A 26,500-nucleotide genomic window follows, 5' to 3' on the forward strand; every position below is an offset into this window, starting at 1 on the left:
GAATCCAGTCAGTCATCAAAAGGACTGCGCCATGTCCACTGCCCCGCTTACCGCTGCCCCGACCGGCGAGTCGTCCACTCTCGGACAACTCAACGGCATCCTGTTCGTCGCGCTGTTCGCGGCGGCCGTGACCCGCGTCGCGGCGATTCCGGCGATTGCCGGGCTGGGCCTGAGTCCGCTGATCGTCGGCATCGTGGCCGGGGCCATCTACGGCAATGTGCTGCGCGACGGTATGCCCGCGAGTTGGGCGGCCGGCGTCAACTTTTCGGCGCGCAAGCTGCTGCGCATCGCCGTCGCGTTCTTCGGCCTGCGCGTGAGCTTGCAGGAAATCGCTCAGGTCGGCTTGCCGGGGCTCGCCGAATCGGTGCTGATCGTGGTCAGCACGCTGGTTATAGGCACGTGGGCGGGCATGAAAATCATGAAGCTCGACCGCGATACCGCGTTGTTGACGGCAGCCGGCAGCGCGATCTGCGGCGCGGCAGCAGTGCTGGCTTTCGAGTCGACGCTGCAATCCAAACCGCACAAGAGCGCGATGGCCGTGGGCAGCGTGGTGTTGTTCGGCACGCTGTCGATGTTCCTCTACCCGGTTCTGTTCAAAGCGGGCTGGCTGCATCTCGACACGGTCGGCGCGGGGCTGTTCTTTGGCGGCACGATCCACGAGGTCGCGCAGGTGGTCGGCGCGGCCAGCAATGTCAGCCCGGAGGCGACCCACATCGCCACCATCGTCAAGATGACTCGCGTGATGCTGCTGGTGCCGGTGCTGCTGGTGGTCGGCATGTGGGTGAACCGCTCGGCGCGTAAAGAGGCGGCTGCCAACCCAACGTCGGCGGGCGCGCAAAACAACGCCCCGCGCAAGCTGGCGATTCCGTGGTTCGCGCTCGGCTTCCTCGGCTTCGTCGTGATCAACTCGCTGCATGTGTTGCCCGAAGCCGCCACCAGCACGCTGAACACGCTCGACACCTTCGCGTTGACCATGGCCATGACCGCGCTCGGCATCGAAACCCGCATTTCGCAGATCCGCCAGGCGGGCCCCCGCGCGTTGACCACCGGTCTGATCCTGTACGTATGGCTGATCGCCGGTGGACTGGGGATTACATGGGGTGTCCAGCATCTGTTCGGCTAAACCGTTCGCGCAGTTTGCGCTCCCTCAGCAACCCCGCCGCGTGCGGGGTTTTGCGCGTTCTGGAGCGCCCCTTTCGAGCGGTGAATCTTCATCGGAGACACCATCGGTTGCGCTCGCGCGGCATACTGGTTGCTGGCATCACCTTCTCCTGCAACCCGCGCGTTCACCGGCCATGCGTCGTGAATGGGCGACCGGAATGAGGACCGATCGATGAGCCTGGAACTTTACTATTGGGACGGCCTGCAAGGCCGCGGCGAATTCGTGCGGCTGGCGCTGGAAGAAGCCGGCGCGGACTACGTGGAAGTCGCGCGCGGCAAGGAGTCGAAGGGACTCGGCACGGGCGCAATGCTGGCGCTGATGAAAGACCGCGACGAGCCGTATCCGCCGTATGCGCCGCCGTTTCTGAAAGACGGCGACCTGCTGATCTCGCAGACTGCCAACATCCTGTTCTACCTGGGGCCACGGTTGAATCTGGCGCCGTCGGTGGAAAGCCTGCGGTATGTGGCCAACGGGCTGCAACTGACTATTGCCGATGTCGTCACCGAGGCGCACGACACGCATCACCCACTGGCGAGCGGCCTTTATTACGAAGATCAGAAAGACGCCGCGAAAGTGCGCGCGCACGACTTCATCGACAACCGGATTCCGAAGTTCATGTCGTACTTCGAGCGGGTGCTGAAGCAGAATCCGGCGGGCGACACGTTCATGGTCGGCGACGCGCTCACGTATGTCGATACATCGATGTTCCAGTTGATCGACGGTCTGCTGTACGCGTTTCCGCGAGCGCTCAAGCGATTCGGCGAACACTATCCGCGTCTCGCCGCGCTGCACGATCGTGTGATCGAACGGCCGAACATCGCCGCGTATCTGGAATCGGAGCGGCGCATCGAGCACAACGAGTCGTGCATCTTCAGGCACTACCCGGAACTCGATAAGGCGGCGAGTTGATTCGCGCTGCTGGATGGCATCAGGGTGCTGCAATGCCTGCCTGCCGGCGCGCGTTGCCTTTGTCATGCCAGGCCCCTCACCCAACCCCTCACCCCGTACCACCGACGTGCTTTCATTCCTGCTGAAGCTGCGCACCCGCGCCCAACACCTGTTCCGCCTGTCCGAAGCCCATACGATGCTGGTCTGGTCGGTGGTCGTCGGCGTCGCCGGCGCCTTTGCGACGATTGCGTTTCGCGAGGCCATCGCGCTGTTGCAACTGACCGTGGCCGGCCGGTCGGGCAGCTTCGTCGAAATGGCGCGCAGCATGCCCTGGACCGTGCGTATCTGGCTGCCCGCAGCCGGTGGCCTGATCGCCGGTCTGTTCCTGCTGATCGCCCAGCGTTACGCGGATAAATGCAATCACGTCGACTACATGGAAGCCGTCGCGATCGGCGACGGCGTGGTGCCGGTCAAACTGAGTTTGTGGCGCAGCGTATCGTCGCTGTTCACGATTGCGAGCGGCGGCTCGATCGGCCGCGAAGGGCCGATGGTGCAACTGGCGGCGCTCGCTGCGTCGCTGATCGGACGCTGGGTGCATTTCGATCCTTCCCGGCTGCGTCTGCTGGTCGCGTGCGGCGCGGCGGCGGGCATTACGTCCGCGTACAGCGCGCCGATTGCGGGCGCGTTTTTCGTCACCGAGATCGTGCTCGGCTCGATCGTGATGGAGAGCTTCGGGCCGGTCGTGGTGTCGGCGGTGGTGGCCAATATCACGATGCGCGAATTCGCCGGCTACAAACCGCCATATGAAATGCCGGTGTTTCCGCCGGTGGCTGGCATCGAAGTGCTGCTGTTCGTCGCGCTCGGCGCGCTGTGCGGCGCGGCCGCGCCGCAGTTTTTGCGTCTACTCGACGTGTCGAAGGCGGGTTTTCGCAAGCTGCCTTTGCCGTTGCCGGTGAGGCTCGCGCTCGGCGGCTTCGTGGTCGGCGTGATCTCGATCTGGTCGCCCGAGGTGTGGGGCAACGGCTACAGCGTCGTCAACTCGATCCTCCATTCCCCGTGGACCTGGACCGCGCTCGTCGCCGTGCTGGTGTTCAAGCTGATCGCGACGGCGGCTACCGCAGGTTCGGGCGCGGTCGGCGGGGTCTTCACGCCGACGCTGTTCGTCGGCGCGGCGGTCGGCTCCATCTTCGGCCAGGGCATGCATGCGTTGTGGCCGCACGCGACGTCCGCGCCGTATGCTTACGCAATGGTCGGCATGGGCGCATTTCTGGCGGGCGCGACCCAGGCGCCGCTGATGGCGATCCTGATGATCTTCGAAATGACGCTCAGCTATCAGGTCGTATTGCCGCTGATGCTGTCGTGTGTGGTCGCGTATTTCATTTCGCGTGCGATTGCGAAGACGTCGATGTACGAAATCACACTGCGCCGTAATAGCGAGGAGCAGGCGCGCTCCCGGCTGCGCGCCACCCAGATGCGCGAGCTGATCCGTCCCGCGGAAACCGTCGTGCCGCCCAACGCGACCGTGCAGGACATGACGCGCGTGTTCCTCGAATATCCGGTGAAGTATCTGTACGTGGCGAACGCGTCGGGCGCGTTTCTCGGCGTGGTCGCGCTGAAGGACATCACGTCCGACCTGCTCGACAAAAGCGATACGTCGACCAAAACCGCCGCCAATTATCTGCAACCGCATTTCGACGTGCTCACGCCGGATATGTCGCTCGGGGTCGCGTTGCAGCACTTCCTCGCGTTTCAGGGCGAGCGTCTGCCGGTGGTGGAAAGCGCCGCGCATCCGACGCTGGCGGGCGTGGTCTACAAGACGTCGTTGCTCGACGCCTATTTCCGGATGAATCCGACGCGCTAGGCGCCGGCCCGGGGGCATAACGGGGCGCGGCCCGGCGCCCCCGGCGCAAAGTTTCTACAATGAGAGGACTGCTGCGGCGAATCGATCTCACTCGATCCGAAGCGATTTCAAAACGCATCACTCCTCGCCCGCAGCGCGCGTTACGCTAAAAACGGGCGCATCGGAACGCCCGCCATCCGACCGGAGCGATCATGAGCGATTCATCCGCCGATGCCGTACGCCGCGACCAGGCGGGCTGGATTTTCGTGCACATCGAAGGCGAGCCGTACGATCGCGGCGAACAGCACGGCCAGTTGCTCGCCACCGAAATTCGCAACGCCATCCGCACTGCCCGTTATCTCGCGAAGTGGGATACGGGCGAAGATTTCGACACCTTTGTCCAGGCTGCGGTCACGCAGTTCGCGAACCAGCTGGACACCGAATTCGCCGATGAAATCCAGGGTATCGCCGACGGCGCGAAGCTGCCGTTCGCCGAAGTGCTTGCGTGGAACGGCTACATGGACCTGTTGCAAAGCTGGTGGCCGAGCCACGCGGCGCAGCAGAAGCCGGAGCTTGGCGCGAAGCTCTGGCGCGGCCGGCGCGGACATCATTGCAGCGCGTTCATCGCAACCGGCGACGCGACCCGCGACGGCGGCATCGTGATGGCGCACAACTCGTGGGACCGCTACGCAGCGGGCGACGCGTTCAACGTGATCTTCGACATCGTGCCGGACCGCGGCAACCGCATCCTGATGCAAGGCCTGCCCGGCTGCATTTCAAGCCTCACCGACTTCTGGATCACGGCCGCCGGGCTGATGGTGACCGAGACCACGATCTCGAACTTCGTCGGCTACAACGCGGCCGGCGCGCCTGAGTTTTACCGCTCGCGACGGGCATCGCAGTACGCGAAGGACATCGGCGAATGGTGCGAGATGTTCGCGCGCGCGAACAACGGCGGCTACGCGAATAGCTGGCTGCTCGGCGACGTCAAGACCGGCGAGATCGCGCGCTACGAACTGGGGCTGCACTTTTCCGGCTTCGAGACCACGAAGAACGGTTTTTATAGCGGCTACAACACCGCGACCGACCTGAAAATCCGCAACCAGGAATGTATCGGCGAAGGCGAGGACTACACGGACGTGCGCAAAAACGGCGCGCGCCGGTTGCGCTTCATGCAGCTCGAGGAAACGCATCGCGGCAAGATCGACGTCGAACTGGCCAAAGCAATGATCGCCGACCATCACGACGTCTACCTGGAGCGCAACGACAACCCCTGCTCGCGGACGATTTGCGGCCACCTTGAACTGGACGATGCCCGCTTCGGCGGGACCGATCACGGGCCGTTTAATCCGTGGGGCGCGAACGACGGCAAGGTCGCCGACAGCGAAATGGCTCGCGCGATGGCGTTTAGCGCGCGCTGGGGGCATCCGTGCGGAAGGCCGTTCGACGCGCAGGCGTTCATGAAACGGCATCCGCAGTGGAACTGGCTGAACGGCTACATGCGCGACCGGCCGTCGTGGCCGTGGACGCGGTTCGAGGTGCAGCGCTAATGCGAAGTCAGCGCGAGCTTGCTGCACCGCACCATCCAAGCCTGCACGACGCCTTGTGCACGGAGCGGGCATCTACTGCCTCATTGGTGCCATCATCTGAAAACTACAATACGGTTTTGCCGCAAATGTGCGCGCATTGCAGTATTTGCCAACTAAGATGGAGATACGCGCACGCGGGATAGTGCGAGGCCGCGTACACGCTGGCCGCCCTTTCGACGCGGGGACGGCACGGCGATTGCTCAACAGTTTGCGCCGCATGAGCTTAGGAGGTCGGGCGATGAAAACCTCGACACTGTTGACCATGGTGACGCTGTCAGCTTCGTGTTTTGCCGCGCCGGTTCATACCGCGACCGACGGCACGACCGCGACCAGCCTCGCCGCCCGCGCCAATGCCGCACCGGTCGCGCCTGCCGCACCCGGCGTCGCCGCCACGGACGACACTAGTCCGCAACAATGGCAACACATCGCGCTGCCGAAGTCGCGGCATCTCGACCGAAGTTTCATGGGACAAAACGAGCATTTGCAGACTTGACGGGCGGCGCCTGGGCGTCGCGCTGCGTAGAGCGGCCAATTTGATGCGTCAATGCGAACCTAAGCGCTTTGCGGGTTGATTCTTGGCGGCTGCGGTGTTGGCCGCCTTCAGCGGCGGGCTTTTTTATAAGCCGATGCGTTATCGGCGGATTAAGCTCTGAGTTCCGCCAAGGGCCCGTCATTCGCGAACTTGCGAACGGGCAAATTCAGGCCTCGATAATTTACCGTCGCGCTCCAATCCTCATCTCAACCGGCGCATCAACGCCGCTCTCACCTTCAACCTGGAGCACTTGCATGACAGCATCGGCATTCCCCGGCGAATCGATTGATCTGCAGATCGCCGATCTTTTAAGCGAAGTCCATTTTCCGGCCAACAAGGACGCTTTAGTCGATGCCGCGCGCGAAGCCGGCGCGAGTAACGAACTGCTGTCGATGCTCGACGGCATGCCCGAACAGGATTACGCGGACATCGACTCGGTCACGCGTCTGGTCGCGGGAAATTACGGACCCGGTCTAGGCTCGTGATCCAGAAAGAAGGAGCGGGGATAAACCCCGCTCACGTCAGCATCAAAACGCTCAGCAACTCTTCACGCCGACGACGCCGCCACGATCCGTGTGCGCGGCACCTTCGGCAAGCGACGCGCCGCATCTCGCGGCAGCGTGACCTCGGCAGGCGCCGCAGACACTGAACGCGTCCGGACATCGGCGTTAGCCATCGGCTCCGCTGCGACCCGCGCGGGCGCGATCACGCGCGGCGACCGCGCTGGCGGGCTGGTCTGCTGAAAATGCTCGACGAGGTGGTCGATAAACGTGCGCACCTTCGCCGGCAAATGAAGACGGCTCGGATACGCAATCGTGATTTCAACCTGCGGCAGCCGGTAATCGGTGAGCAAAGGCACGAGCCGCCCCGACGCCAGATCCCGCCCGATCAGGTAACTCGGCAGAATCGCCACGCCCATGCCGAGCAACGCGAATTGCCGCAACATCTCCGTATTGTTCGCGCCGATCGCATTGCCGGGGCGCACGCGAATGTCACCGCCATCGGGGCCCGTGAATACCCTTTCCTCGCCGCCGTGTTCGGACGGCCGCGCAAGACACGGATGATTCAGCAGATGCTCGGGACGCGTCGGCGTGCCGTGTTGAGCGAGATAAGCGGGGGTCGCGCAGACGGTCATGTAGCCAGTGGTCAGCCGTCGCGTGACGATGCTGCCGCTGCGCATATGCCGCGTCGCCAGAATGCCGACGTCGAAACCTTCCTCGACCAGATCGACCTGGCGGTCCGCGAGCGTGACGTCCGGCATCACGTCCGGATAACGCGCCGCGTACGACTGCACCACCGGCGCGAGCGTATGCAGCCCGAACACCACCGGCGCGACGATCCGCAACGTGCCCACCGGCTCGTGATTACGCGCGACCACCATCTGCTCGACGCCTTCGAGGTCGTCGAGAATGTGCCGCACACGTTCGAGGTAAGTCCGGCCCGCTTCGGTCAGCGAAAGACGGCGCGTGGTGCGGTTGAGCAGCCGGGTGCCGAGACGCGCTTCGAGATCGGCCACGTGCCGCGTGATGACCGCCGTAGACAGATCCAGCGCACTGGACGCGCCGACGAAACTGCCGAGGTCCGCCACCTTGACGAATACGCGCATCGACTGAAGTTGATTCATGGGACCGCTCCTGCCACGGTAACGCCGGGCCGGCGCAACGCTGCCGCCTGTGTCGACCCGCACGGCAAGGCGCGCGCGGATTTGCCCAACGTTCCGATTGTAGCTAGCGGATCATGTCCCAACCCTGACCCGAAGATGACATTCCGGTCAGGTTGGCGACGCGCCCATTTCATAATTTGTTGCAAAGCAACATTGCGGCTTTTCGACTAGGTATAAACCCTAGTATTTTGGTACCATAGCGTCCGAAAGGAAATCAATCGCTATGACACCTCGTTTTCAACTGATCGAAAAAATCGCGTTTTCGCTGGTTTGCTGGTCCGCCGCAGCCTGTTCGGCCTTCATCGCCTACGAGCGATGCCCGGACATCAAGGTCGTTCTGCATGCCGGAGAAGAAGTCCTGCGCTACAGCGGCGAGTATTCGCTCGCCTGCGCGACGCCGTCTACCGACGTTTGCGGCCAGCTTCCGGTCAACTGATCTGATTGATTGGCGGCGGCGGGCAGGACCGCTGTAGCAGGGTCTGCCGCACTCCAGCCGCGCTTCTCGATATCGCCCGCAGAAAATCACCGGCTACGCGCACCCAGCCACACTGCAACTAAAGGCAGTTCCGCGGGCGAACTTCCCGCTCACGCATCGCGCCCGAACACCACACGCGCGAAAAATCCCGCCAGCACTTTTTCGGCCATCTCCGCAGGCACATTCTGCGGATCGATGATGTGAAAAAACTGCACGCCGTCGCACAAACCCATCAGGCCGATTGCCAGTTGCTCTGGCTCGATCAGCATCGGCGTGCCGACTCGCGCCGAGAATTCGCGGACATAAGCGCCCAACTGCTCCAGCTTTTCGTGCATGAATGCGTTGAAACGCAGCCGGAAGCGACCATCGCGCACGGCCAGCAGCTTCGCCTCGACCCACAGCAAAAAGCATTTATTCTCGCGATACAGGTTGCTGTAGTAGTTCAGCACGCGCGTTTCCATTTCCTCACGCGACGCCGCGCTCTCGAAGATCGCGTGCAAGCCAGCCTGCATCGTCTCGTGATCGCGCCGCAATAGTTCGAGAAACAGTTCGTTCTTGCTGCGGAAGTTCGAGTAGAACGCACCGCGCGTGTAACCTGCCGCCCCGGCGATGTCCTCGACACTCGCCGCGACAAAGCCCTTCTTCATAAAAATCGCTTGCGCAGCATCGAGCAGGCGCTCGCGCGTCTGGTCTTTGCTCTGCTCGCGGGTCAGTCGTTGCCGTTTCATGGGCGCCAGTCTAGCACCGAAAAGAATTCCAATTCACTTCGACATTCAAATACAGGTGTGTATTAGAATGCAGAAAGTCATTCGAAGTCAGACGTGTATGCGAATTGCATAATCCGCTTACAAGCCTTTGCTGGCGGGCCGCTGCGGCTTGCCGTGTTCGTTCGCTGTCTCCTGTTGGGGTAATTGTGAAGCGTCCCGGTTTTCCCGCATCGTCGCCGATGCGCCAGCAGTTCCGCGGCTTTTTGAAGCGCTCCGCCTTCGTGTTTGCGATGGCAGGTTTCGTTGTAATCAGCGCGTGTTCGAAGAAGGAAGCGGCAGCGCCCGAGCCGCGCCCGGTTGTCGCGCTTGCCGTCCATGCGGACGGCAATTCGATGCAGGCCGCGTCGTTGCCCGGCGAGATACAGGCGCGTTATTCGACGCCGCTGTCGTTTCGCGTCAACGGCAAGATCATTGAGCGGCGCGTGCGTCTCGGCGATGTCGTGAAAGCCGGTCAGGTCGTCGCCCAACTCGATCCCGCCGACGCGCAGAAAAATGCCGCCAGTTCGCAGGCGCAACTCGACGCCGCGCAGCACGGCCTGGTGTTCGCGAAACAGCAGCTAGACCGCGACCAGGCGCAGGCGAAAGAGAATCTGATCTCGCAGGCGCAACTCGAACAGACCACTAACGCTTACGCTTCCGCGCTCGCACAGCGCGATCAGGCCCAGCAGCAGGTAGCGTTGTCGAAGAACCAGTTGCAGTACACCTCGCTGGTCGTCGGTCATGACGGCGTGATTACGGGCGAACAGGCTGACACGGGGCAAAACGTGTCCGCGGGTCAGGCCGTGTACAACCTCGCGTGGAGCGGCGACGTCGACGTGATTTGCGACGTGCCGGAGAGCGCGCTGGCCTCGTTCGCCATCGGACAAAGTGCGAACGTCACGCTCGCGGCGCTGCCGGGGCGCAAGTTCATGGCGCGCGTGCGCGAATTGTCGCCGGCCGCCGATCCGCAAAGCCGCACTTATCGCGCGCGTCTTACGCTCCTGCAGCCCGGCCCGGACGTGCGTCTTGGCATGACCGCCGACATCGCGCCGATCTCATCACCGTCATCGTCGAACGGTCAGGCGGATCAGCACGGTTCGTTCACGCTGCCCGTCACCGCGTTGTTCCACCAGGGCCAGCAACCGGCCGTATGGATCGTGCGCGCCAACGACAATGCGCTCGAACTGCGCCGCGTCACCGTGGTCCGCTATACCGAGCGCACCGTCGTCGTCAGTCAGGGGCTGAGCGACGGTGAACGCGTCGTCCTGCAAGGTGTGCATACGGTAAGCGCTGGCGAAAAAGTCCGCGTGATCGCGCCGCTGCATCCCGAGGATTTCGCTTCATGAGCACGCCCCATGAAGAGGGACGCTTCAACCTGTCCGCGTGGGCGTTGCGTCACCAGGCGCTGGTCGTTTTCCTGATCGCGCTTGCCACCGCGTTCGGTATCCTCGCCTACTCGCGGCTCGCCCAATCCGAAGACCCGCCCTTCACGTTCCGCGTGATGGTGATCCGCACGTTCTGGCCCGGCGCGACCGCGCGGCAGGTGCAGGAACAGGTGACGGACCGCATCGGCCGCACGCTGCAGGCAACGCCCGCCGTCGATTTCGTGCGCAGCTACTCGCGCCCCGGCGAATCGCTGATGTTCTTCTCGATGAAAGACTCGGCGCCGGTCAAGGACGTACCCGAAACGTGGTACCAGGTGCGCAAGAAAGTCGGCGATATCGCGAGCACGCTGCCGCAAGGCATTCAGGGCCCGTTCTTCAACGACGAATTCGGCGACGTCTACACCAACATCTACACGCTCGAAGGCGACGGTTTTTCGCCCGCGCAACTGCACGACTACGCGGACCAGCTCCGCACGGTGCTGCTGCGCGTGCCGGGCGTCGGCAAGGTCGATTATTTCGGCGACCCCGACCAGCACATCTACATCGAGATCGCCAACACGCAACTCACGCGTCTCGGCATCTCGCCGCAGCAACTCGGCCAGGCGATCAACTCGCAGAACAGCGTCGCGCCGGCCGGCACGCTGACCACCACCGACGACCGCGTGTTCGTGCGCCCCACCGGCCAGTTCAACGACGTCAACGCGCTCGCCGACACGCTGATCCGCATCAACAACCGCTCGTTCCGGCTCGGCGATATCGCGACCATCAAGCGCGGTTACGACGACCCGACCGTCACGCAGATGCGCTTCGGCGGCAAGGCCGTGCTCGGCATCGGCGTGACAATGCAGGATGGCGGCGACGTGATCCGCCTCGGCAAGGCGCTCGATCAGCAGATGGGGCCGTTGCGCGCGGCGTTACCGGTCGGCTTGCATCTGGTCGAGGTGTCGAGCATGCCGCACGCGGTCGCGCGTTCGGTCGACGACTTCCTCGAAGCGGTCGCCGAAGCCGTCGCGATCGTGCTGGTGGTCAGCCTCGTGTCGCTCGGTGTGCGCACCGGCATGGTGGTCGTGATCTCGATCCCGGTCGTGCTCGCCCTCACGGCACTGTGCATGTATCTGTTCGATATCGGTTTGCACAAGGTGTCGCTCGGCACATTGGTGCTGGCGCTTGGACTGCTGGTCGACGACGCGATCATCGCGGTCGAAATGATGTCGGTGAAACTGGAGCAAGGCTGGAACCGCACGCGGGCGGCAGCATTTGCGTACACCAGCACCGCGTTTCCGATGCTGACCGGCACGCTCGTCACCGTGTCCGGCTTCCTGCCGATCGCGCTGGCCAAATCGAGCACCGGCGAATACACGCGCTCGATCTTCGAGGTATCGGCGATCGCGCTGATCGCGTCGTGGCTCGCCGCGGTCGTACTGATTCCGCTGCTCGGCTACCACCTGCTGCCTGAGCGCAAACGTGAAGCGCACGAAGCCCATCTCGCCGACGACCACGAACACGATATCTACGACACGCGCTTTTACAGGCGTCTGCGCGGCTGGATCGGCTGGTGTATCGAGCGGCGCTTCATCGTGCTCGCGATCACCGTGGTGCTGTTCGCGCTGGCCATGGCGGGCTTCACGCTCGTGCCGCAGCAGTTCTTCCCGAGTTCGGACCGTCCTGAATTGCTGGTCGACGTGCGTCTGCCCGAGGGTGCTTCGTTCGAAGCCACGCTGCGTCAGGCGCAACGCCTCGAAAAAACCCTTGTGGGAAGGCCTGAAATCGATCACACGGTGAGTTTCGTCGGCACCGGTGCGCCGCGTTTTTATCTGCCACTCGACCAGCAATTGCAGCAGCCCAATTTCGCGCAGTTCGTGATTACGGCGAAGTCGGTGAAGGATCGCGAGAAGCTCGCACAGTGGCTCGACCCGCAATTGCGCGACAACTTCCCGGCGATTCGCACGCGTCTGTCGCGGCTGGAAAACGGGCCGCCGGTCGGTTATCCAGTGCAGTTCCGCGTGAGCGGCGACGACATCGCCACCGTGCGCTCCATCGCCGATCGCGTCGCCGCGACGATGCGCGCCACGCGCGGCACGAGCAACGTGCAATTCGACTGGGACGAACCCGCCGAACGCTCGGTGCGCTTCGAAGTCGATCAGACGAAAGCGCGCGAACTCGGCGTGAGTTCCGAAGACATTTCGAGCTTCCTCGCGATGACGCTGTCCGGTTACACCGTCACGCAATACCGTGAGCGTGACAAGCTGATCAGCGTCGATTTGCGGGCGCCGAAAGCGGAGCGCGTCGACCCGTCGCGGCTCGTCACGCTCGCGATGCCGACGCCCAACGGCCCGGTGCCGCTCGGCACGCTCGGCCACCTGCGCAACGATCTCGAATACGGCGTGATCTGGGAGCGCGACCGTCAGCCGACCATCACTGTGCAGTCCGACGTTACCGGCGGCGCGCAAGGCATCGACGTCACGCATGCGGTGGACCGCGCGTTGGGCCAGATTCGCGGCACGCTGCCGGTCGGTTACCGGATCGAAGTGGGCGGCTCGGTTGAGGAAAGCGGCAAGGGCCAAACCTCGATCTACGCGCAGATTCCGATCATGGTGATCGCCGTGCTGACCTTGCTGATGATCCAGCTGCAAAGCTTCGCGCGCGTGCTGATGGTCGTGCTGACCGCGCCGCTCGGGCTGATCGGCGTCGTCATCACGCTGCTGCTGTTCGGCCAGCCGTTCGGCTTTGTCGCCATGCTTGGCGTGATCGCGATGTTCGGCATCATCATGCGCAACTCGGTGATTCTTGTCGATCAGATCGAGCAGGACATCGCGTCGGGGCACAAGCGGTTCGACGCGATTGTCGGTGCAACCGTGCGGCGTTTCCGGCCCATCACGCTCACTGCCGCTGCTGCTGTGCTCGCGCTGATTCCGCTGTTGCGCTCGAATTTTTTCGGCCCGATGGCGACCGCGTTGATGGGCGGCATCACGAGCGCGACCATTCTGACGCTGTTCTATCTGCCCGCGTTGTACGCCGCATCGTTCAGGGTGCGCGGCGACGAGCGCGAGCCGCCGACCACGTCCGGCGCGACGCATACGGGGAATTGAGCATGGTGACTTTGGCAACTCTCCAGCGGCCGCGCTTTGGAAAACTCTCCTTGCTGGTTGCCGCCTGCATGCTCGCGGCCTGCTCGTTCGGACCAGGCGGCGAGCCGCCCGCGATGCCGCAACCCGCGCACTACGGCGCCGAAGCGCAACCGACGCAAACCGTCCCCGCGCAAGGCATCACGCAGCAGTTCGTGACCGGCGCGAAGCCGGTGCCCGAATGGTGGAAGCTGTATCAATCGGACGCGTTGAACACGCTGGTCGACGAAGGCTTGCGCAATAGCCCGACGCTCGCCGCCACCGATAAAAGCCTCGCCGCCGCACGCGAGCAATTGCGCGCGCAGGTCGGCAGTTCGATGTTGCCGACCATCGACGCAGGCGGCCAGGCGACCCGCAACCGGGCGCTGACCATTCCCGACCTCGGACCCAGCACCCTGCTCTACAACGTGTTTGTCGGCCAGTTGCAGGTGCATTACACGTTCGACCTGTTCGGCGCCGCGCGTCTGGCCGACGCCGCGCTGGCCGCACGCGTGAACGTGCAGGCGTATCAATTCGACGCGGCACGGCGCGCGCTCGCGGCCAATATCGTGACGGCGGCCATCACCAGCGCCGCACTGCACGCGCAGATCGACACCACCGAGCGGCTCGTGACCCTCGCCAACGAACAGGCGCGCGACACGCAGCGCCGTTACGCATTGGGCGCGGTTTCGCACAGCGATCAATTGAATGCGGAGCAAAGCGCGGCGAGCCTGTCCGCGAGCCTGCCTGGGCTCAGACAGCAATGGCTGACCACGCGCCACGCGCTGGCTGTCCTGCTAGGCCGTACGCCCGACGCCGCACCGGACGACCTCGAGCTTGCGCAATTGCATGTGCCCGAGCAGGTGCCGGTCGTGGTGCCGTCTGAGTTGTTGCGCGCACGGCCGGACATCCAGGCCGCCGACGCCGCTTTGAAAGCCGCAGCTGCCGACGTCGGCGTGGCGACTGCGCAGATGTTCCCGAGCCTGTCGCTGAGCGCGGCGATGGGCCAGGGCGGCTTTAGCTGGCCCGTGGCGCTCTCCGGTGCTGGAGCGATCTGGAGCATCGGTGCATCGTTGTCACAGCCGCTGTTTCATGGCGGCGCGCTGTTTGCGCAGCGTCGCGCGGCGCAGGACACGTACGAGGCAACCGTCTCCCAATACAGGCAAACGGTGCTGGCCGCATTCCAGAATGTCGCCGACAGCCTCGCCGCGCTTCAACATGACGCACAGGCGCTCGACGCCGCGAACATCGCCACGCGCTCGGCGCACGGCATTTTCGTCGAGACATCGGGACGCTATAAGCTGGGTGCGTTGCCAGAGTCGTCTGTGCGTTCGGGCGAACAGCAATTCCGTAACGCGCAACTCGATGAAATCCGCTATACGAGCGCACGTTTGACAGACACGGCGGCGTTATTCCAGGCGATGGGTAATCCACCGGTTGACGATGTTCAAGGTGTGAAGGCGGCTGACGCGGGGGCTAAATCGACAGATGGAATCAGCAACTAAACCTGGGATTCCGTACTGAAGGCAGTCGAGTTATCCCCAGTTTGTGTTGACGAACCTGTTGAAAACTTTCTGATAACCCGGCTAACACGTTGAGCAGACTGGGATTTACCCAGGCGGTTCAGAATGAACCATTTGGGGCTGCCAGGCTATTTTTTCGCTGGATCGAAAGCCAGGGATGCCTCAACGTTATCCCCAGATTTTGTTGACAGATCTGTTGATAACTTCAACAGGTGTCGTGTAAGTGCTTGATGCGATTCGCTTTGCTGCCCGAAGACCTGGTGGAAACAAAGCGAGTCAATCTGGTGGCCTGATGCGCGGGAAAATGCCCGCTTTGGCGGGCCTGCTTATCCACAGATTTTGTTGAAAGCCCTGTTGATAACGCCCGGAAATTCCACCTAAGTGCTTGAGCGCGCACCGGATTCAGCCACAGACGCGCTCACTGCCACGCACAGCAACGGCTTCAGTAAACCCCCGCCTCCCCCGCCGGACGATTCTTGAAGCGTTTGTGCACCCAGTAATATTGATCAGGAATCCGTCTTACCTGCGTTTCCAGAAACTCGGTAATTCTGCGGGCATCGACCGATACATCGTCGGACGGGAAGTTGCTCAGCGCGTCGAAAATGGTCAGCTTGTAGCCGCGATAGTCCGGCAGCACTTCCGTCACGAACGGCACCACGCGCGCATTGCCCGCCCGCGCCATCCGCGAGACGGACGTCAACGTGCAGGCTGGTACGCCGAAAAACGGCACGAATACGGAATCGCGCATGCCAAAGTCCATATCGGCTGCCAGCATCACCGGCGTGCCCTCGCGCAGCGCCCGCAACGCGCGCCGCACGCTGTCGCTGCGCGGAATCATCTCCGTGCCGAAACGGCCGCGCTGGCGCTTCGCCATTGCGTCGAGCAGCAGATTCGACATCGGCGTATAGAGCGATGCAACCGGATGACGCGTCGAATACATCATGCAACCCGCCTCGATGCCGACGAAGTGGAAGCCCACGAAGATCGTCGGCTGGGCCTGCACATCGTCGAGATCGATCGCGCTTTCGACTTCGACAAGCCGCGCCAGCGCCTGCGCGTTGCCGAACCATTGCGGCCCGCGCTCGACATAACTGCGGATCACATGACAGAAGTGCGCGCGCGCGAGACGTTCGCGCGCGTCGTCGCTCATATCGGGAAAACACAGCTTCAGATTGGTATGCACGACGCGTCGGCGTGTGCTGGGAATGCGGTACAGCAGTGCGCCGATACCCGTACCGATTCGCGCGACGACCCCATACGGCAGGAACGCAAACGCGCGCAACAGACCTGTCATCAGACAGATGAGAATTCGACTTTTCACAAGGCTGGAACCCGGTGGATGCTGGATGGTGAACACACCGGACACGGCAATTTCAACATTGCCAGCGAGCGAGGTGACGAGCAAGGTGAACCGTGCGCGCGTCAAACCGGGTCTTGCGCTGCGCGTTCTGAAGAGGGACGCCCCGCTTGCGGCGGGACGCTGTGGTGCCGAGGCCGATCCCGTTTAGGAATCGGGCGTCCTGTCAGGGACCCTGGGTGAATGCACCGCAGGCGTGATTAAAGCACACCGCGAATGCCGGGAACAAAAACTGCTGGACCGCTGCCGGCGTTACGCTTCGTAAGCCTTACTGGGCAGGGTTTGGTGCTGCTTTCAAAAACTTGCATGCGCGCCTGGCCGAAGCCAGTACGCGCATGCATCAGGCATCAAGGCTTGTTCGACTCGAACAGGTCCATGATCTCTTTCTTCTCGTTCGACGAGACGCTCGGCGGCGGCACCACCGGCGGCGTCATGCCCGCCGGGCCGACACCGCCCACTGCATCGGTCGCACCTGCGGTCGGATTCGCCGAATCGAGGCCGATGCTGGCGACAAACCCATTACCCGGCGTCATGTTCGTGAAAAACAGCTCGCCGTCGACCGAGGTCACGCCGTCCGGCTGCGCCATTTCCGCTTGCGGCACGCCGCGCAATGCACGCTGCATGTACTCGACCCAGATCGGCAACGCGAGCTGCGCGCCGAACTCACGGCTGCCGAGGCTCTTCGGCTGGTCATAACCCATCCACGCAACCGCCACCAGCGACTGCTGATAACCGGCGAACCAGCCGTCTTTCGCGTCGTTGGTCGTACCCGTCTTGCCCTGCAGGTCCGAGCGATGCAGCACGTTGGTGCCCGCGCCCGTGCCGGCCGTCGCGACCGAATGCAGCAGGCTGTTCATCACATAGGCGTTACGCGGTTCGAGCGTGCGCGGCGCATCGCGACCCGCCGTCAACGGCTGGGCCTTCGACAGCGGCTGACCGCGTGCGTCCGTCACTTCGCTGATCAGATACGGGTTGATCCGGTAGCCACCGTTCGCGAATACCGAATACGCACCCGCCGATTGCAGCGGCGTGACGAGCCCCGCGCCGAGCGCCATCGGCAGATACGGCGGGGTCTTGTCGGCGTCGAAACCGAAACGCTGCGTAACGAAGTCCTGTGCGTACTTGGTGCCGATGAACGACAGAATGCGGATCGACACGAGGTTCTTCGACTTCTGCAACGCGAGGCGCATCGGCATCGGACCGTCCGGCTGGTCGTCGTCCTTCGGCTCCCACGCGTCGCCGCCCGGCGTGCTCGGCGGGAAGTAAAGCGGTGCGTCGTTGATGATCGTGGCCGGTCCGAGACCCTTGTCGAGCGCCGCCGAATAGATGAACGGCTTGAAGCTCGAACCCGGCTGACGCCATGCCTGCGTCACGTGATTGAACTTGTTCTTGTTGAAGTCGAAGCCGCCCACCAGCGAGCGGATCGCGCCGTCCTGCGGCGTGAGCGACACCAGCGCGCCCTCCACTTGCGGAAGCTGCGTGATCTGCCAGTTGTCTTTATCGTCGGCGACCACGCGCACGATCGAGCCTTCCTTGATCTTCGTCGCCGCCGATGCACGCGCGCTCAGCGCGCCCGCGACGAAGCGCAGACCGTCGCCGCTGATCGTCACCTGGGTGCCGTCGACCAGTTGCGCCTTGACCTGCTTCGGACTCACGTCCGTCACGACGGCGGCGATGATCTCGCCGTTGTCCGGGTGATCGGTGAGCGCGTCGTCGATCGTCTGATCTCGGTCGTCGCCCGGCGCAGGCAGTTGCACGAAACCTTCCGGCCCGCGATAACCGTGGCGCCGCTCGTAGTCCATCACGCCTTTACGCACCGCCAGATAAGCAGCGTTCTGATCGGCGGAATCGATCGTGGTCGTGACGTTCAGACCGCGCGTATAAGTTTCGTCCTTGTATTGTGCATACATCATCTGCCGGACCATTTCGGCGATGTACTCCGCGTGCACGCTGTACTCGTTGCCCGGATTGCGCGTGTGAATCTCTTCCTTCACCGCCTGGTCGTACTGCTCCTGGCTGATGTATTTCAGCTCCAGCATGCGCCGCAGAATGTATTCCTGGCGGATCTTCGCGCGCTTCGGATTGACGACCGGGTTATACGCGGACGGCGCTTTCGGCAAGCCCGCGAGCATCGCGGCCTCGGCCAGCGTGATGTCTTTCAGATCCTTACCGAAGTACACGCGCGCAGCCGATGCGAAGCCGTAGGCGCGCTCGCCCAGATAAATCTGGTTCATGTACAGCTCGAGAATCTGGTCTTTGGTCAGCGCGCGCTCGATCTTGTACGCGAGCAGCATTTCGTAGATCTTGCGCGTGTAGGTCTTTTCGCTCGACAGGAAGAAGTTGCGCGCCACCTGCATCGTGATCGTGCTCGCGCCCTGCGATGCGCCACCGTGCGCGAGATCGGCGAAACCAGCGCGCAGAATGCCCAGGAAGTCGACGCCGCCGTGCTCGTAGAAGCGATAGTCTTCGATCGCGAGCACGGCTTTTTTCATCTGGTCGGGAATGTCCTCGAAGCGCACGAGGCTGCGCCGCTCGTCGCCGAATTCGCCGATCAGCACGTGGTCGGCGGTGTAGACCCGCAGCGGCACCTTCGGACGATAGTCGGTCAACGCGTCGAGCGACGGCAGTTGCGGCCCCATCACCACGAGCGCATAGCCGACGATCAGCGCGCCCACCACCGCGAGCGTCGCGACCAGGCTGACAAACCAGATGACGAGCGTCGAGCCGATCGAACGGCGCGCGGGCTCGGCGTCGCGTCCTGGAGTGCGTTGGTAGGAGTCCCGGTCTTCACCGGCCGGAGAATGGGAGGAATGCGGTCGTTTGATGATTGGCATGACTGGAATAGTGGGCGCATAACTGAACGCCTTTCTGCCCGCGCTCATGGCGCGCGCATGGGTCGTGATCGAGCATCGTAGCCTGAGGCGTGAATCACCGCGCGGCCCTCAGCCCCCGGCCAGCCGCACGGCACGCCAGGGAGCTTGCCCGGCGCAACGTAACAGCGCATTTTAAAGAAATCAAGCACGGTCCAAGCTAGTTTTTTTGTAAGAATTCCCTTCGCGGCGCGCGCGGCTGTATTTCCTGGTACGCACAAACCCGCCCCGGGCGGCGCGCGGGACTTATCAACAGAAACTGTGCGCAGGCCTGTGGACAAATGCCGAGGAAACGCTACAACTCGTTGATGTCACGGGATTTTCACGCGACGCCCGTTCCGCATCGGCGCAACTCGTCATATGATGGACCGACGCGTGCAAAGACACCGGAACGCGCGACGGCGTATGCCACATGCACGCCTTGACCCGCCAATGCCAACAAGTATGCGAGCCGATCATGAACAAGCCCAGTGAGCGTATCGTCGTCTTCGTCACGACCGCTCAGAAACGCGCGATCACTGCCACTGCCGAGAATCTGGGCATCAGCGTCAGCGAACTGATGAGGCGCGCGGTGCTCAGCTTCGGCGCCACTAGCGAACAGGTGAAGGCGGCGAGCATCGTCGACCGGCTGCGCGCGCCCCGCGCGCCGGATGCGCTCAACGCGGCGTTGCAGCGGGTGGCGCGCGGCACGCGGCACGCTCGCGCGGCATTGCCGGCGGCACTGCAGCCACGCGACGACAGCGAAGCCGACGCGCACGCACCTCTATCGGCCGACGACGCTGCAACGACCGCTTCCGTCAATTCCACGGAAACGGCCCATCCGGCGGCGCGCTCCGCAGCCGATCCAAAAGTATTGCCCGACACGCTCAAACCGGCCGGGTTTGCCCCGCTGCTTCCCGCGGGCATTGCCGCCGCTCTCGCCGCCGAAATCGACGAGGAAGCCGCCGCGACCGCCGAGGCCGTTGCCCGTGTTGCCGCAGCCAAAGCAGCTGCCGACGATCCCGCCCCCACGCAAGCCGATAACGACGCGCAATTGCGCAGCGTGTTGAAGCGCCCGCGCCTCGACACCAAGCGCGAAGACGACGATCCGCTCGGCGATCCGAGCACCGAAGGCGGCCGCTTCGCCTGAACGAAAACGTTCGCTTATTCCGCTCGCCGCGCACGCACGGTTTGCACGGCGAAGCACGTCATTGTCTCTGCCTGATTCAAGTGATGAATCAGCTTTCGATATTGCAAGCTAAAGGCGATTAAAGATCGTCGCGCCTTATTCGTATTCGGTGATGAAACTCCGTTTAAGCGCGAATTACCGATGTGTCGCAACCCCGCGCACAGTCACGTCATCGACACCCAGCGCATGCAAAGTGGTGAACATTGGCATCGCGCCCTTTAAGCCGAAATTAAGAAAGCCCATGGTGTAATATCCGCCAGCCGCTTAATGACAACCACGCGCTTTAACATTCACTTCAACATTTACAACTGCCACTTACCATTCATCGAACAATTTATCGTTTCGCTATTGCAATCGAAGAGTACGCCCCGAACTCCGGTCCGAACGTTGCGCAGCATCCCGCGCAGCGGCGTAAAGTAGCAGTTGAAAGTAGTTGAGCGCGTGAGATATTCAGCGCCGACACCATTCTCTGGAGGTTTTTCATGTCGCTTTTTGACAGCATTTCGCGCACGCTCAAAGGTCTTCTGAACGACGCAGCCGACTCCGTGCAAGACCCGTCGCGCGACTCGCGCCAGATCGTGCGCGAACTCGACGACAGCATCGGCAAAGCCGAAAATTCGCTGATCGAGATTCAGGCTCAGGTGGCCACGCAGCAAAGCAAGCGTGACGTGGCGGCCGACAAGGCGAAGAAATACGAAGACGGCGCAAAGCGCGCGCTGCAATCCGGCGACGAAGCACTCGCTCGCGAAGCTCTCGGCGCGCAAGCTACTGCCGAAGCCGAACGCGATGCGCTGACGAAAGAACTGACTACGCTTGAGCCGTCGGTTGCTCAACTGAAGAGCCAGATCGACGACATGCGCAGCCGTCGCAACGACCTGAACGCACGCTCGAACATCCTGCAGGCAAAGCAGCAGATCGCGCAGGCCAAAGATACGGCGGCCACCGCGTTGGGCGGCATCGGCGGCAAGAATCTGTCCGAAGATTTTCAGAAGCTCGAAGACAAGGTGGCGTTGTCGAATGCACGTTCGGACGCACGTCTGAATTCCGCCGACCAGAAAAGCGGCAAGGCGCTCGACGACAAGCTCGCGGATCTGAATCGCGGCCCGTCCGTCGAAGACCGTCTCGAAGCATTGAAGAAGCAGCTCAACACGCCGGCCCAGTAATTGCGTCGGCAGTACATACCGGCGTCTGTGTCTGCATCAGACGTCCGGTATGCCGGCCGAAGCAGTACGTTGCAACACACGGCCACCGGAAACGACTCAAGGAGACGGGCGCCACGCGCCCGGCCCGCACATGAAAAAATTTCTCGCCACCGCCTTCGCTTCAGCGCTGTTCGTATCGGCTGCGGCGTTCGCGTTGCCCACCGCGCAGCAGATCGAATCGGCAATGTCGCAAGGCAACTGGCAGCAGGCCGACGCCGGTCTGAGCGAAGTGCTGCAGGCGCATCCGAACAATGCGCGCGCGCATTATCTGTATGGCCAGGTTCTCGATCGCGAAGGCCGTTATGCCGACGCACTGGCTCAGATCCAGCAGGCCAAGACGCTCGATCCGCAAATCCGCTTCACCGATCCCACCCGTTTCGCACAAACCGAGGCGCGCGTCCGTCGCGACGCGGAACGTGCGGGCGGTCTCAATGGCAACAACACTACCCGCGCCGCGAATCCGTTCGCGCAGCAGAATGCGCCTGCTGTGCAGCAACAATCGGCGATGGCGTCGCAAGCGCAACAACGGCATGGTCCGGGAGTCGGTATGTGGATCGGCATCATTATTCTGATCGGTGTGATCGCGCTGGTACTGCGCTGGACGCTGCGCCGCGCCCGCACTCAGGAAGACACGCGCGCGGACGACGATCGTCGTGTGCAACTCAAGCGTGCCACCGAGTTGCTGAACACCGTGCGTTCGCTGAAGCTCGACGTGAAACTCTCTACTGCGCCTGGGCACGAAGCGCTGGAGAAGGAAGTCGAAGCGGCTGAAGATCAGTTGCGCGGCGTGGTCGAAGGCCTGTCGAATGGCAAGAACCCATTGCCGCCGTATCAGCTCGACGAACTCGAACAACGCGTCGGCAGTCTGCGTGCGCGTGCGGACGGCAAGCCCGATCCGTATGCGGCGTCCGCGAATACCCAGCAGTCGTCGTATGCGCAGGAAGCCGAACGATTCGGCAATCCGCCGCAAGCGCCGTATCAGCAACAGCCTCAACAGGTCATCGTGCAACAGGGCGGCGGTGGTTTCGGCGGTGGCATGGGCGGCCTGCTGACCGGCGTGCTGCTGGGCGAAGCGCTGAACTCGGGGCGTGAGCGCGTCGTCGAGCGCGATGTGATCGTCGACGATGATTCGCGTCGCCGTGGTAACGACAACGGTAACGGCGGCCTCGACTTCGGCCAGGGCTCGAACGACTGGAGCGATGGCGGCGGAGGCGGCGGAATCGATATGGGCAGCAACGACGATTCGGGCGGCTGGACGGATACCTGATTCACGCCGCAAGCAGAATCTCCGCTCAAATAAAAAACAGGCTCCGTACGATGAACGGAGCCTGTTTTTTTTATGCGCGCGTGTTCCACCCGCGTCTTCCTACGCGCAATCTCAGCCCGAGGTCTGCGCCCTCTCCGCCTCATGCTGCGCAAGCAGCATCGAACCCGCAAACAGCCTGACGATAAAACGCTCCGCATAAGCAATCAGCGCATCGCGCCTGGCGGTATCCGCGTCGATATACTCCGCCGACAGATGGAACAGTTGCAGCACGATCTGCGTGCAGACTTCGTCGACAGTTTCGCGTGAGAGCGTCGGCATCAGCGCCAGTTGCACGACGTCGTCCGCCATTTCCGCCGACACGTCGTGCAGATTCGCGCGCACCGCCTCGCGCAACGCCGGCGACGTGCCGTGATACTCGACCAGCGCACTCTGAAACGCCGCCCGGTTCTCCAGCGTGAACGCAAAAAAAGCCACGCACGCGCGACGCGGCACGCTCAGCGGTTCGTCATGCGCGGCGAGCCAGCGCTCACGCCGTAGCATCGGCCGCAAACGCCGGCTGACCGACTCGACCGCCTCGACCGCGAGATCGTCGAGCGCGCTGAAATGACGGTAAAACGTATTCGGATTCAGCCCCGCCTCACGCGCAATTTCACGCAGACCCAGGCTCGCGAAACTGCGTCCGCCCGCAGTCAAACGCAGCGCGGCTTCAATCAGCTTGCGCTTGCCCGCCGGCAATTCCCGCACAACGGCGTGGCTTAGATCGGCGACGAGCGCCGCTTCGGGGGCGGATTTCATGAGCTTTCAATCACCGTGCGACAGGTACGTTTAACAGTAGCGTTTAATAGCAGCACTCTAAACGATCTTGACGCGAAGTGTACAGTTGTCTACCCTGCGATTTATGCTCAGGTAGACAGGTGTGCACGTCTGCCAATACGAGCAATATCTGAAATTCCACCCCATGCCGGAGACTTTTGTGACGCCTGCCCCTTCCCGTCCCGCTGCGCCACGCATTGCCATTGTCGGCAGCGGCTTTGCCGGCATCGGCATGGCGATCCGATTGCAGCAGATGGGCATCACGTCGTTCACGATTTACGAAACGGCGGCTGACATTGGTGGAACATGGCGGGACAACACGTATCCCGGCGCGGCTTGCGACGTCCCCTCGCACCTCTATTCCTTTTCTTTCGAGCCGAATCCGGCGTGGTCGCGTGCGTTCGGTGGCCAGGCGGAAATCTTCGCCTATCTGAAGCATTGCGCGCGCAAGTATGACGTGGAGCGCTATGTGCGCTGCAACGCGCGCGTGGCGTCGGCGCAATTCGATGAAACGCGTCGAATCTGGCGTGTCGAGATCGACTCGAACGGTTCGCGTGAAACCGTCGAAGCCGATATCGTGATCGCCGCGAGCGGTCCCTTGTCGCGTCCGGCGATGCCGCAAATTGCCGGGCTCGATCGCTTCGAAGGCAAGCTGTTTCATTCGGCGCGTTGGGACCACGCATATCCGCTGGATCAAAAACGCATCGCCGTGATCGGCACCGGTGCAAGTGCGATTCAGTTCGTGCCGCAAATCCAGCCGCGTGCTGCGCACATCGACCTGTTCCAGCGAACCGCGCCGTGGATCATGCCGAAGCCGGACAAGCCGGTCGGCCCGCGCGCGCATTGGCTGTTCCGCCATTTGCCGTTCACGCAGCGCTTCGTGCGCAACGCGATTTACTGGCAACTCGAATCGCGCGCGATCGCGTTCGTGATCAACCCAAAGTTGATGAAGCTGCCGATGAAATTCGGCCTCAGCTATCTGGAACGCCGCGTGAAAGACCCGGCGCTGCGCGCGAAGCTGACGCCGAATTACCGGCTCGGCTGCAAGCGGGTTCTGCTGTCGAGCGACTACTACCGCGCCGTCACCCAGCCGAATGTCGACGTGGTGACCTCCGGCATTCGCGAGATCGTCGCTGACGGCATCGTGACCGACGACGGCGTGCATCGTCACGCGGACGCGATCATCTGCGGCACGGGGTTTCAGGTCAACGACGTTGGCGCGCCGTTCGACGTGACCGGCCTCGATGGAGCGGACCTCGGCGCGATGTGGCTGCGCGACGGCCCCGAGGCTTATCTCGGCACCAGCATCGCGAATTTCCCGAATTTCTTCATGATCGTCGGCCCGAATACGGGACTCGGCCACAACTCGATGATCTACATGATCGAGTCGCAGGTGCAGTACATCGCCGACTGTTTGCGCGTGATGAAGAAGCGCAAGGCGCGCACGATGAATTTGCGGCCCGACGTACAGCGTGATTTCAACGCGCGTCTGCAAAAGGATATGCAGCATTCCGTGTGGACCAGCGGTTGCCATAGCTGGTATCAGACACAGAGCGGCAAGGTGACGGCGCTGTGGCCCGGCTTCACGTTCAGTTTTCGCAAGCGCACCCGGCGCGTGCGGCCGGATGATTACCGGTTTGCGCCATAGCGCAGTCGCTCGCGTAAAAGCAGCGTTGCGTTGAGAAAATCAAAAGGGAGACAAAAATATGACCCGCATCGACTCCGGTACGTCCTCATCCACCGCGCTGCCTTCGCGCTCCATCGCCGCGCGCCTGGGCATCACCAGCGTGTCGCGCGCCGATCTGCGTCGACGGTACACGCAAAGCGGCTCGAAGTTCGTGAAGATCATGGGTGCCGATGTTCACTACGTCGATGAAGGACACGGCGATACGATCGTGATGATTCACGGTTTCGCGTCGTCGCTGCATACGTGGAATCGGGTTGCGGATGAACTCAAACGCACGCATCGCGTGATCCGTCTCGACCTGCCGCCGTTCGGCGTGACGGGTCCGCTGCGGTCGAGCAGCGGCGTCATCGAAACGATGAATCTGCCGACTTACCGGCGTTTCATCGACACCTTCCTGCAAGCGCTCGATATCGCACGCGCGACCTTTATCGGCAATTCGCTCGGCGGCCTGATTTCATGGGACTACGCGATCCGTCATCGGGATGCAGTCGAAAAACTGGTGCTGATCGACTCCGCCGGCTTTCCGATGAAGCTGCCGATCTACATCGGCCTGTTCAATAGCGCGCTGGTGCGCGTCAGTTCGCCGTGGTGGCTGCCCGAGGCGATCATCAAGAGCGCGGTGCGCAACGTGTACGGCGATCCTCGCAAGATCGACGCGGTCACGCTGCGGCGCTATGTCGATTTTTTCCACGGCGAAGGCACGCGCGCCGCGATCGGCAAGATGGTGCCCACGCTCGATTTCACCGAAGTCGACACCAACGTGTTGAAGACACTCGATGTGCCGACGCTGGTGCTTTGGGGCGCGAAGGACCGCTGGATTCCGACCGCGCATCTGGAAGAGTTCGCGAGCCGCATTCCGGGCGCGAAGTCGGTGATGTATGCGGGACTCGGTCACATTCCGATGGAAGAAGCGCCCGAGCGCGTGATGACCGATCTGCGTGCGTTTCTCTGCACGCCGGATGTGAATACGATGAACAGCAGTGAACGCGCAGACGAAAAGCGCGCGCCGGTTTAAAACCTAGCCGCCGCCGAGCATGCGCAGAAGCCCGAGAAAAAGCTTCCAGAGCATGACCAGCATTTCCCACAGGTAATACAGCTGATCCCAGCCGGAGACGCGTGCAAAGGCCTCTGCAAACGCGCTTGTAAAACAATGAATCATGGTCGCCGAGGGGAAGATGGAAGGAGTTCGGAGCAGTCCTGAATCAACCGGCGACCCCTCGTGCGATGCC

Annotated in this window: 20 protein-coding genes; 15 read left to right on the top strand and 5 right to left on the bottom strand. The window is 62.6% G+C overall.

Going from position 1 to position 26,500, the window contains the following annotated elements; translation table 11 throughout:
* Window positions 1–31: 31 nt before the first annotated feature.
* The 6 genes from BLS41_RS10075 (at window position 32) to BLS41_RS10100 (ending at window position 6,496) form a co-directional block, all read left to right on the top strand.
* On the top strand, window positions 32–1,123 hold the full coding sequence (locus BLS41_RS10075; RefSeq protein ID WP_074764173.1) for a YeiH family protein: 1,092 nt from the start codon (window positions 32–34) through the stop codon (window positions 1,121–1,123).
* Window positions 1,124–1,333: 210 nt separating this feature from the next.
* Window positions 1,334–2,071: a glutathione S-transferase gene (locus BLS41_RS10080; RefSeq protein WP_074764174.1), complete on the top strand. Its 738-nt coding sequence runs from the start codon at window positions 1,334–1,336 to the stop codon at window positions 2,069–2,071.
* 106 nt (window positions 2,072–2,177) lie between these two features.
* Window positions 2,178–3,911: a ClcB-like voltage-gated chloride channel protein gene (locus BLS41_RS10085; RefSeq protein ID WP_074764175.1), complete on the top strand. Its 1,734-nt coding sequence runs from the start codon at window positions 2,178–2,180 to the stop codon at window positions 3,909–3,911.
* Window positions 3,912–4,102: 191 nt separating this feature from the next.
* A complete protein-coding gene (locus tag BLS41_RS10090) occupies window positions 4,103–5,440 on the top strand; it encodes a C45 family autoproteolytic acyltransferase/hydrolase (RefSeq protein ID WP_074764176.1) in 1,338 nt (445 codons plus the stop codon).
* A 277-nt stretch (window positions 5,441–5,717) separates the two neighbouring features.
* Complete coding sequence (locus BLS41_RS10095; protein ID WP_074764177.1) at window positions 5,718–5,972, top strand: hypothetical protein; 255 nt, start codon at window positions 5,718–5,720, stop codon at window positions 5,970–5,972.
* Window positions 5,973–6,265: 293 nt separating this feature from the next.
* Window positions 6,266–6,496: a DUF2795 domain-containing protein gene (locus BLS41_RS10100; RefSeq protein ID WP_074764178.1), complete on the top strand. Its 231-nt coding sequence runs from the start codon at window positions 6,266–6,268 to the stop codon at window positions 6,494–6,496.
* Between the two features lie 62 nt (window positions 6,497–6,558).
* On the opposite strand, the gene BLS41_RS10105 is transcribed toward BLS41_RS10100, so the two are convergent.
* Entirely contained in the window at window positions 6,559–7,635 is a 1,077-nt protein-coding gene (locus BLS41_RS10105; protein ID WP_074764179.1) for a LysR family transcriptional regulator, read from the bottom strand.
* Between the two features lie 262 nt (window positions 7,636–7,897).
* Between BLS41_RS10105 and BLS41_RS10110 the strand changes: the two genes are divergently transcribed.
* Window positions 7,898–8,110, top strand: a complete 213-nt coding sequence (locus tag BLS41_RS10110; protein ID WP_074764180.1) for a hypothetical protein — start codon at window positions 7,898–7,900, stop codon at window positions 8,108–8,110.
* 149 nt (window positions 8,111–8,259) lie between these two features.
* Here BLS41_RS10110 and BLS41_RS10115 read toward each other — a convergent pair whose 3' ends face one another.
* A complete protein-coding gene (locus BLS41_RS10115; protein ID WP_074764181.1) occupies window positions 8,260–8,877 on the bottom strand; it encodes a TetR/AcrR family transcriptional regulator in 618 nt (205 codons plus the stop codon).
* 218 nt (window positions 8,878–9,095) lie between these two features.
* On the opposite strand from BLS41_RS10115, the gene BLS41_RS10120 reads away from it, so the two are divergent.
* Genes BLS41_RS10120 through BLS41_RS10130 form a run of 3 tightly spaced genes read left to right on the top strand, consistent with a single transcriptional unit; the run spans window position 9,096 to window position 14,889 of the window.
* Window positions 9,096–10,241: an efflux RND transporter periplasmic adaptor subunit gene (locus BLS41_RS10120; RefSeq protein WP_074764182.1), complete on the top strand. Its 1,146-nt coding sequence runs from the start codon at window positions 9,096–9,098 to the stop codon at window positions 10,239–10,241.
* Window positions 10,238–13,369, top strand: a complete 3,132-nt coding sequence (locus tag BLS41_RS10125) for an efflux RND transporter permease subunit (RefSeq protein ID WP_074764183.1) — start codon at window positions 10,238–10,240, stop codon at window positions 13,367–13,369. The genes BLS41_RS10120 and BLS41_RS10125 overlap by 4 nt, the downstream gene beginning before the upstream one ends.
* 2 nt (window positions 13,370–13,371) lie before the next feature.
* Complete coding sequence (locus BLS41_RS10130; protein ID WP_083379954.1) at window positions 13,372–14,889, top strand: efflux transporter outer membrane subunit; 1,518 nt, start codon at window positions 13,372–13,374, stop codon at window positions 14,887–14,889.
* A 460-nt stretch (window positions 14,890–15,349) separates the two neighbouring features.
* Here the strand turns inward: BLS41_RS10130 and BLS41_RS10135 are convergent, their stop codons facing one another.
* Window positions 15,350–16,228, bottom strand: a complete 879-nt coding sequence (locus BLS41_RS10135) for a lipid A biosynthesis lauroyl acyltransferase (RefSeq protein ID WP_074766449.1) — start codon at window positions 16,226–16,228, stop codon at window positions 15,350–15,352.
* Between the two features lie 383 nt (window positions 16,229–16,611).
* Window positions 16,612–19,098 carry a penicillin-binding protein 1A gene (locus tag BLS41_RS10140; protein WP_074764184.1) on the bottom strand — a complete coding sequence of 829 codons (2,487 nt, stop codon included), beginning with the start codon at window positions 19,096–19,098 and terminating at the stop codon, window positions 16,612–16,614.
* A 493-nt stretch (window positions 19,099–19,591) separates the two neighbouring features.
* Here BLS41_RS10140 and BLS41_RS10145 point away from each other — a divergent pair, with 493 nt between their 5' ends.
* The 3 genes from BLS41_RS10145 (at window position 19,592) to BLS41_RS10155 (ending at window position 22,771) form a co-directional block, all read left to right on the top strand.
* Window positions 19,592–20,263, top strand: coding sequence for a hypothetical protein (locus BLS41_RS10145; RefSeq protein WP_074764185.1), 672 nt, complete (start codon window positions 19,592–19,594; stop codon window positions 20,261–20,263).
* Window positions 20,264–20,784: 521 nt separating this feature from the next.
* On the top strand, window positions 20,785–21,465 hold the full coding sequence (locus BLS41_RS10150) for a PspA/IM30 family protein (RefSeq protein ID WP_074764186.1): 681 nt from the start codon (window positions 20,785–20,787) through the stop codon (window positions 21,463–21,465).
* A 130-nt stretch (window positions 21,466–21,595) separates the two neighbouring features.
* On the top strand, window positions 21,596–22,771 hold the full coding sequence (locus tag BLS41_RS10155; RefSeq protein ID WP_074764187.1) for a tetratricopeptide repeat protein: 1,176 nt from the start codon (window positions 21,596–21,598) through the stop codon (window positions 22,769–22,771).
* A 111-nt stretch (window positions 22,772–22,882) separates the two neighbouring features.
* Here the strand turns inward: BLS41_RS10155 and BLS41_RS10160 are convergent, their stop codons facing one another.
* Window positions 22,883–23,566: a TetR family transcriptional regulator gene (locus BLS41_RS10160; protein WP_074764188.1), complete on the bottom strand. Its 684-nt coding sequence runs from the start codon at window positions 23,564–23,566 to the stop codon at window positions 22,883–22,885.
* A gap of 178 nt (window positions 23,567–23,744) precedes the next feature.
* On the opposite strand from BLS41_RS10160, the gene BLS41_RS10165 reads away from it, so the two are divergent.
* Window positions 23,745–25,232, top strand: a complete 1,488-nt coding sequence (locus tag BLS41_RS10165) for a flavin-containing monooxygenase (RefSeq protein ID WP_074764189.1) — start codon at window positions 23,745–23,747, stop codon at window positions 25,230–25,232.
* 58 nt (window positions 25,233–25,290) lie between these two features.
* Window positions 25,291–26,286 (top strand): alpha/beta fold hydrolase, encoded by a 996-nt coding sequence (locus tag BLS41_RS10170; RefSeq protein WP_074764190.1) that lies wholly within the window; start codon window positions 25,291–25,293, stop codon window positions 26,284–26,286.
* Window positions 26,287–26,500 lie beyond the last annotated feature (214 nt).

The organism is Paraburkholderia fungorum, from assembly GCF_900099835.1.
In the GTDB taxonomy this organism is placed as follows: domain Bacteria; phylum Pseudomonadota; class Gammaproteobacteria; order Burkholderiales; family Burkholderiaceae; genus Paraburkholderia; species Paraburkholderia fungorum_A.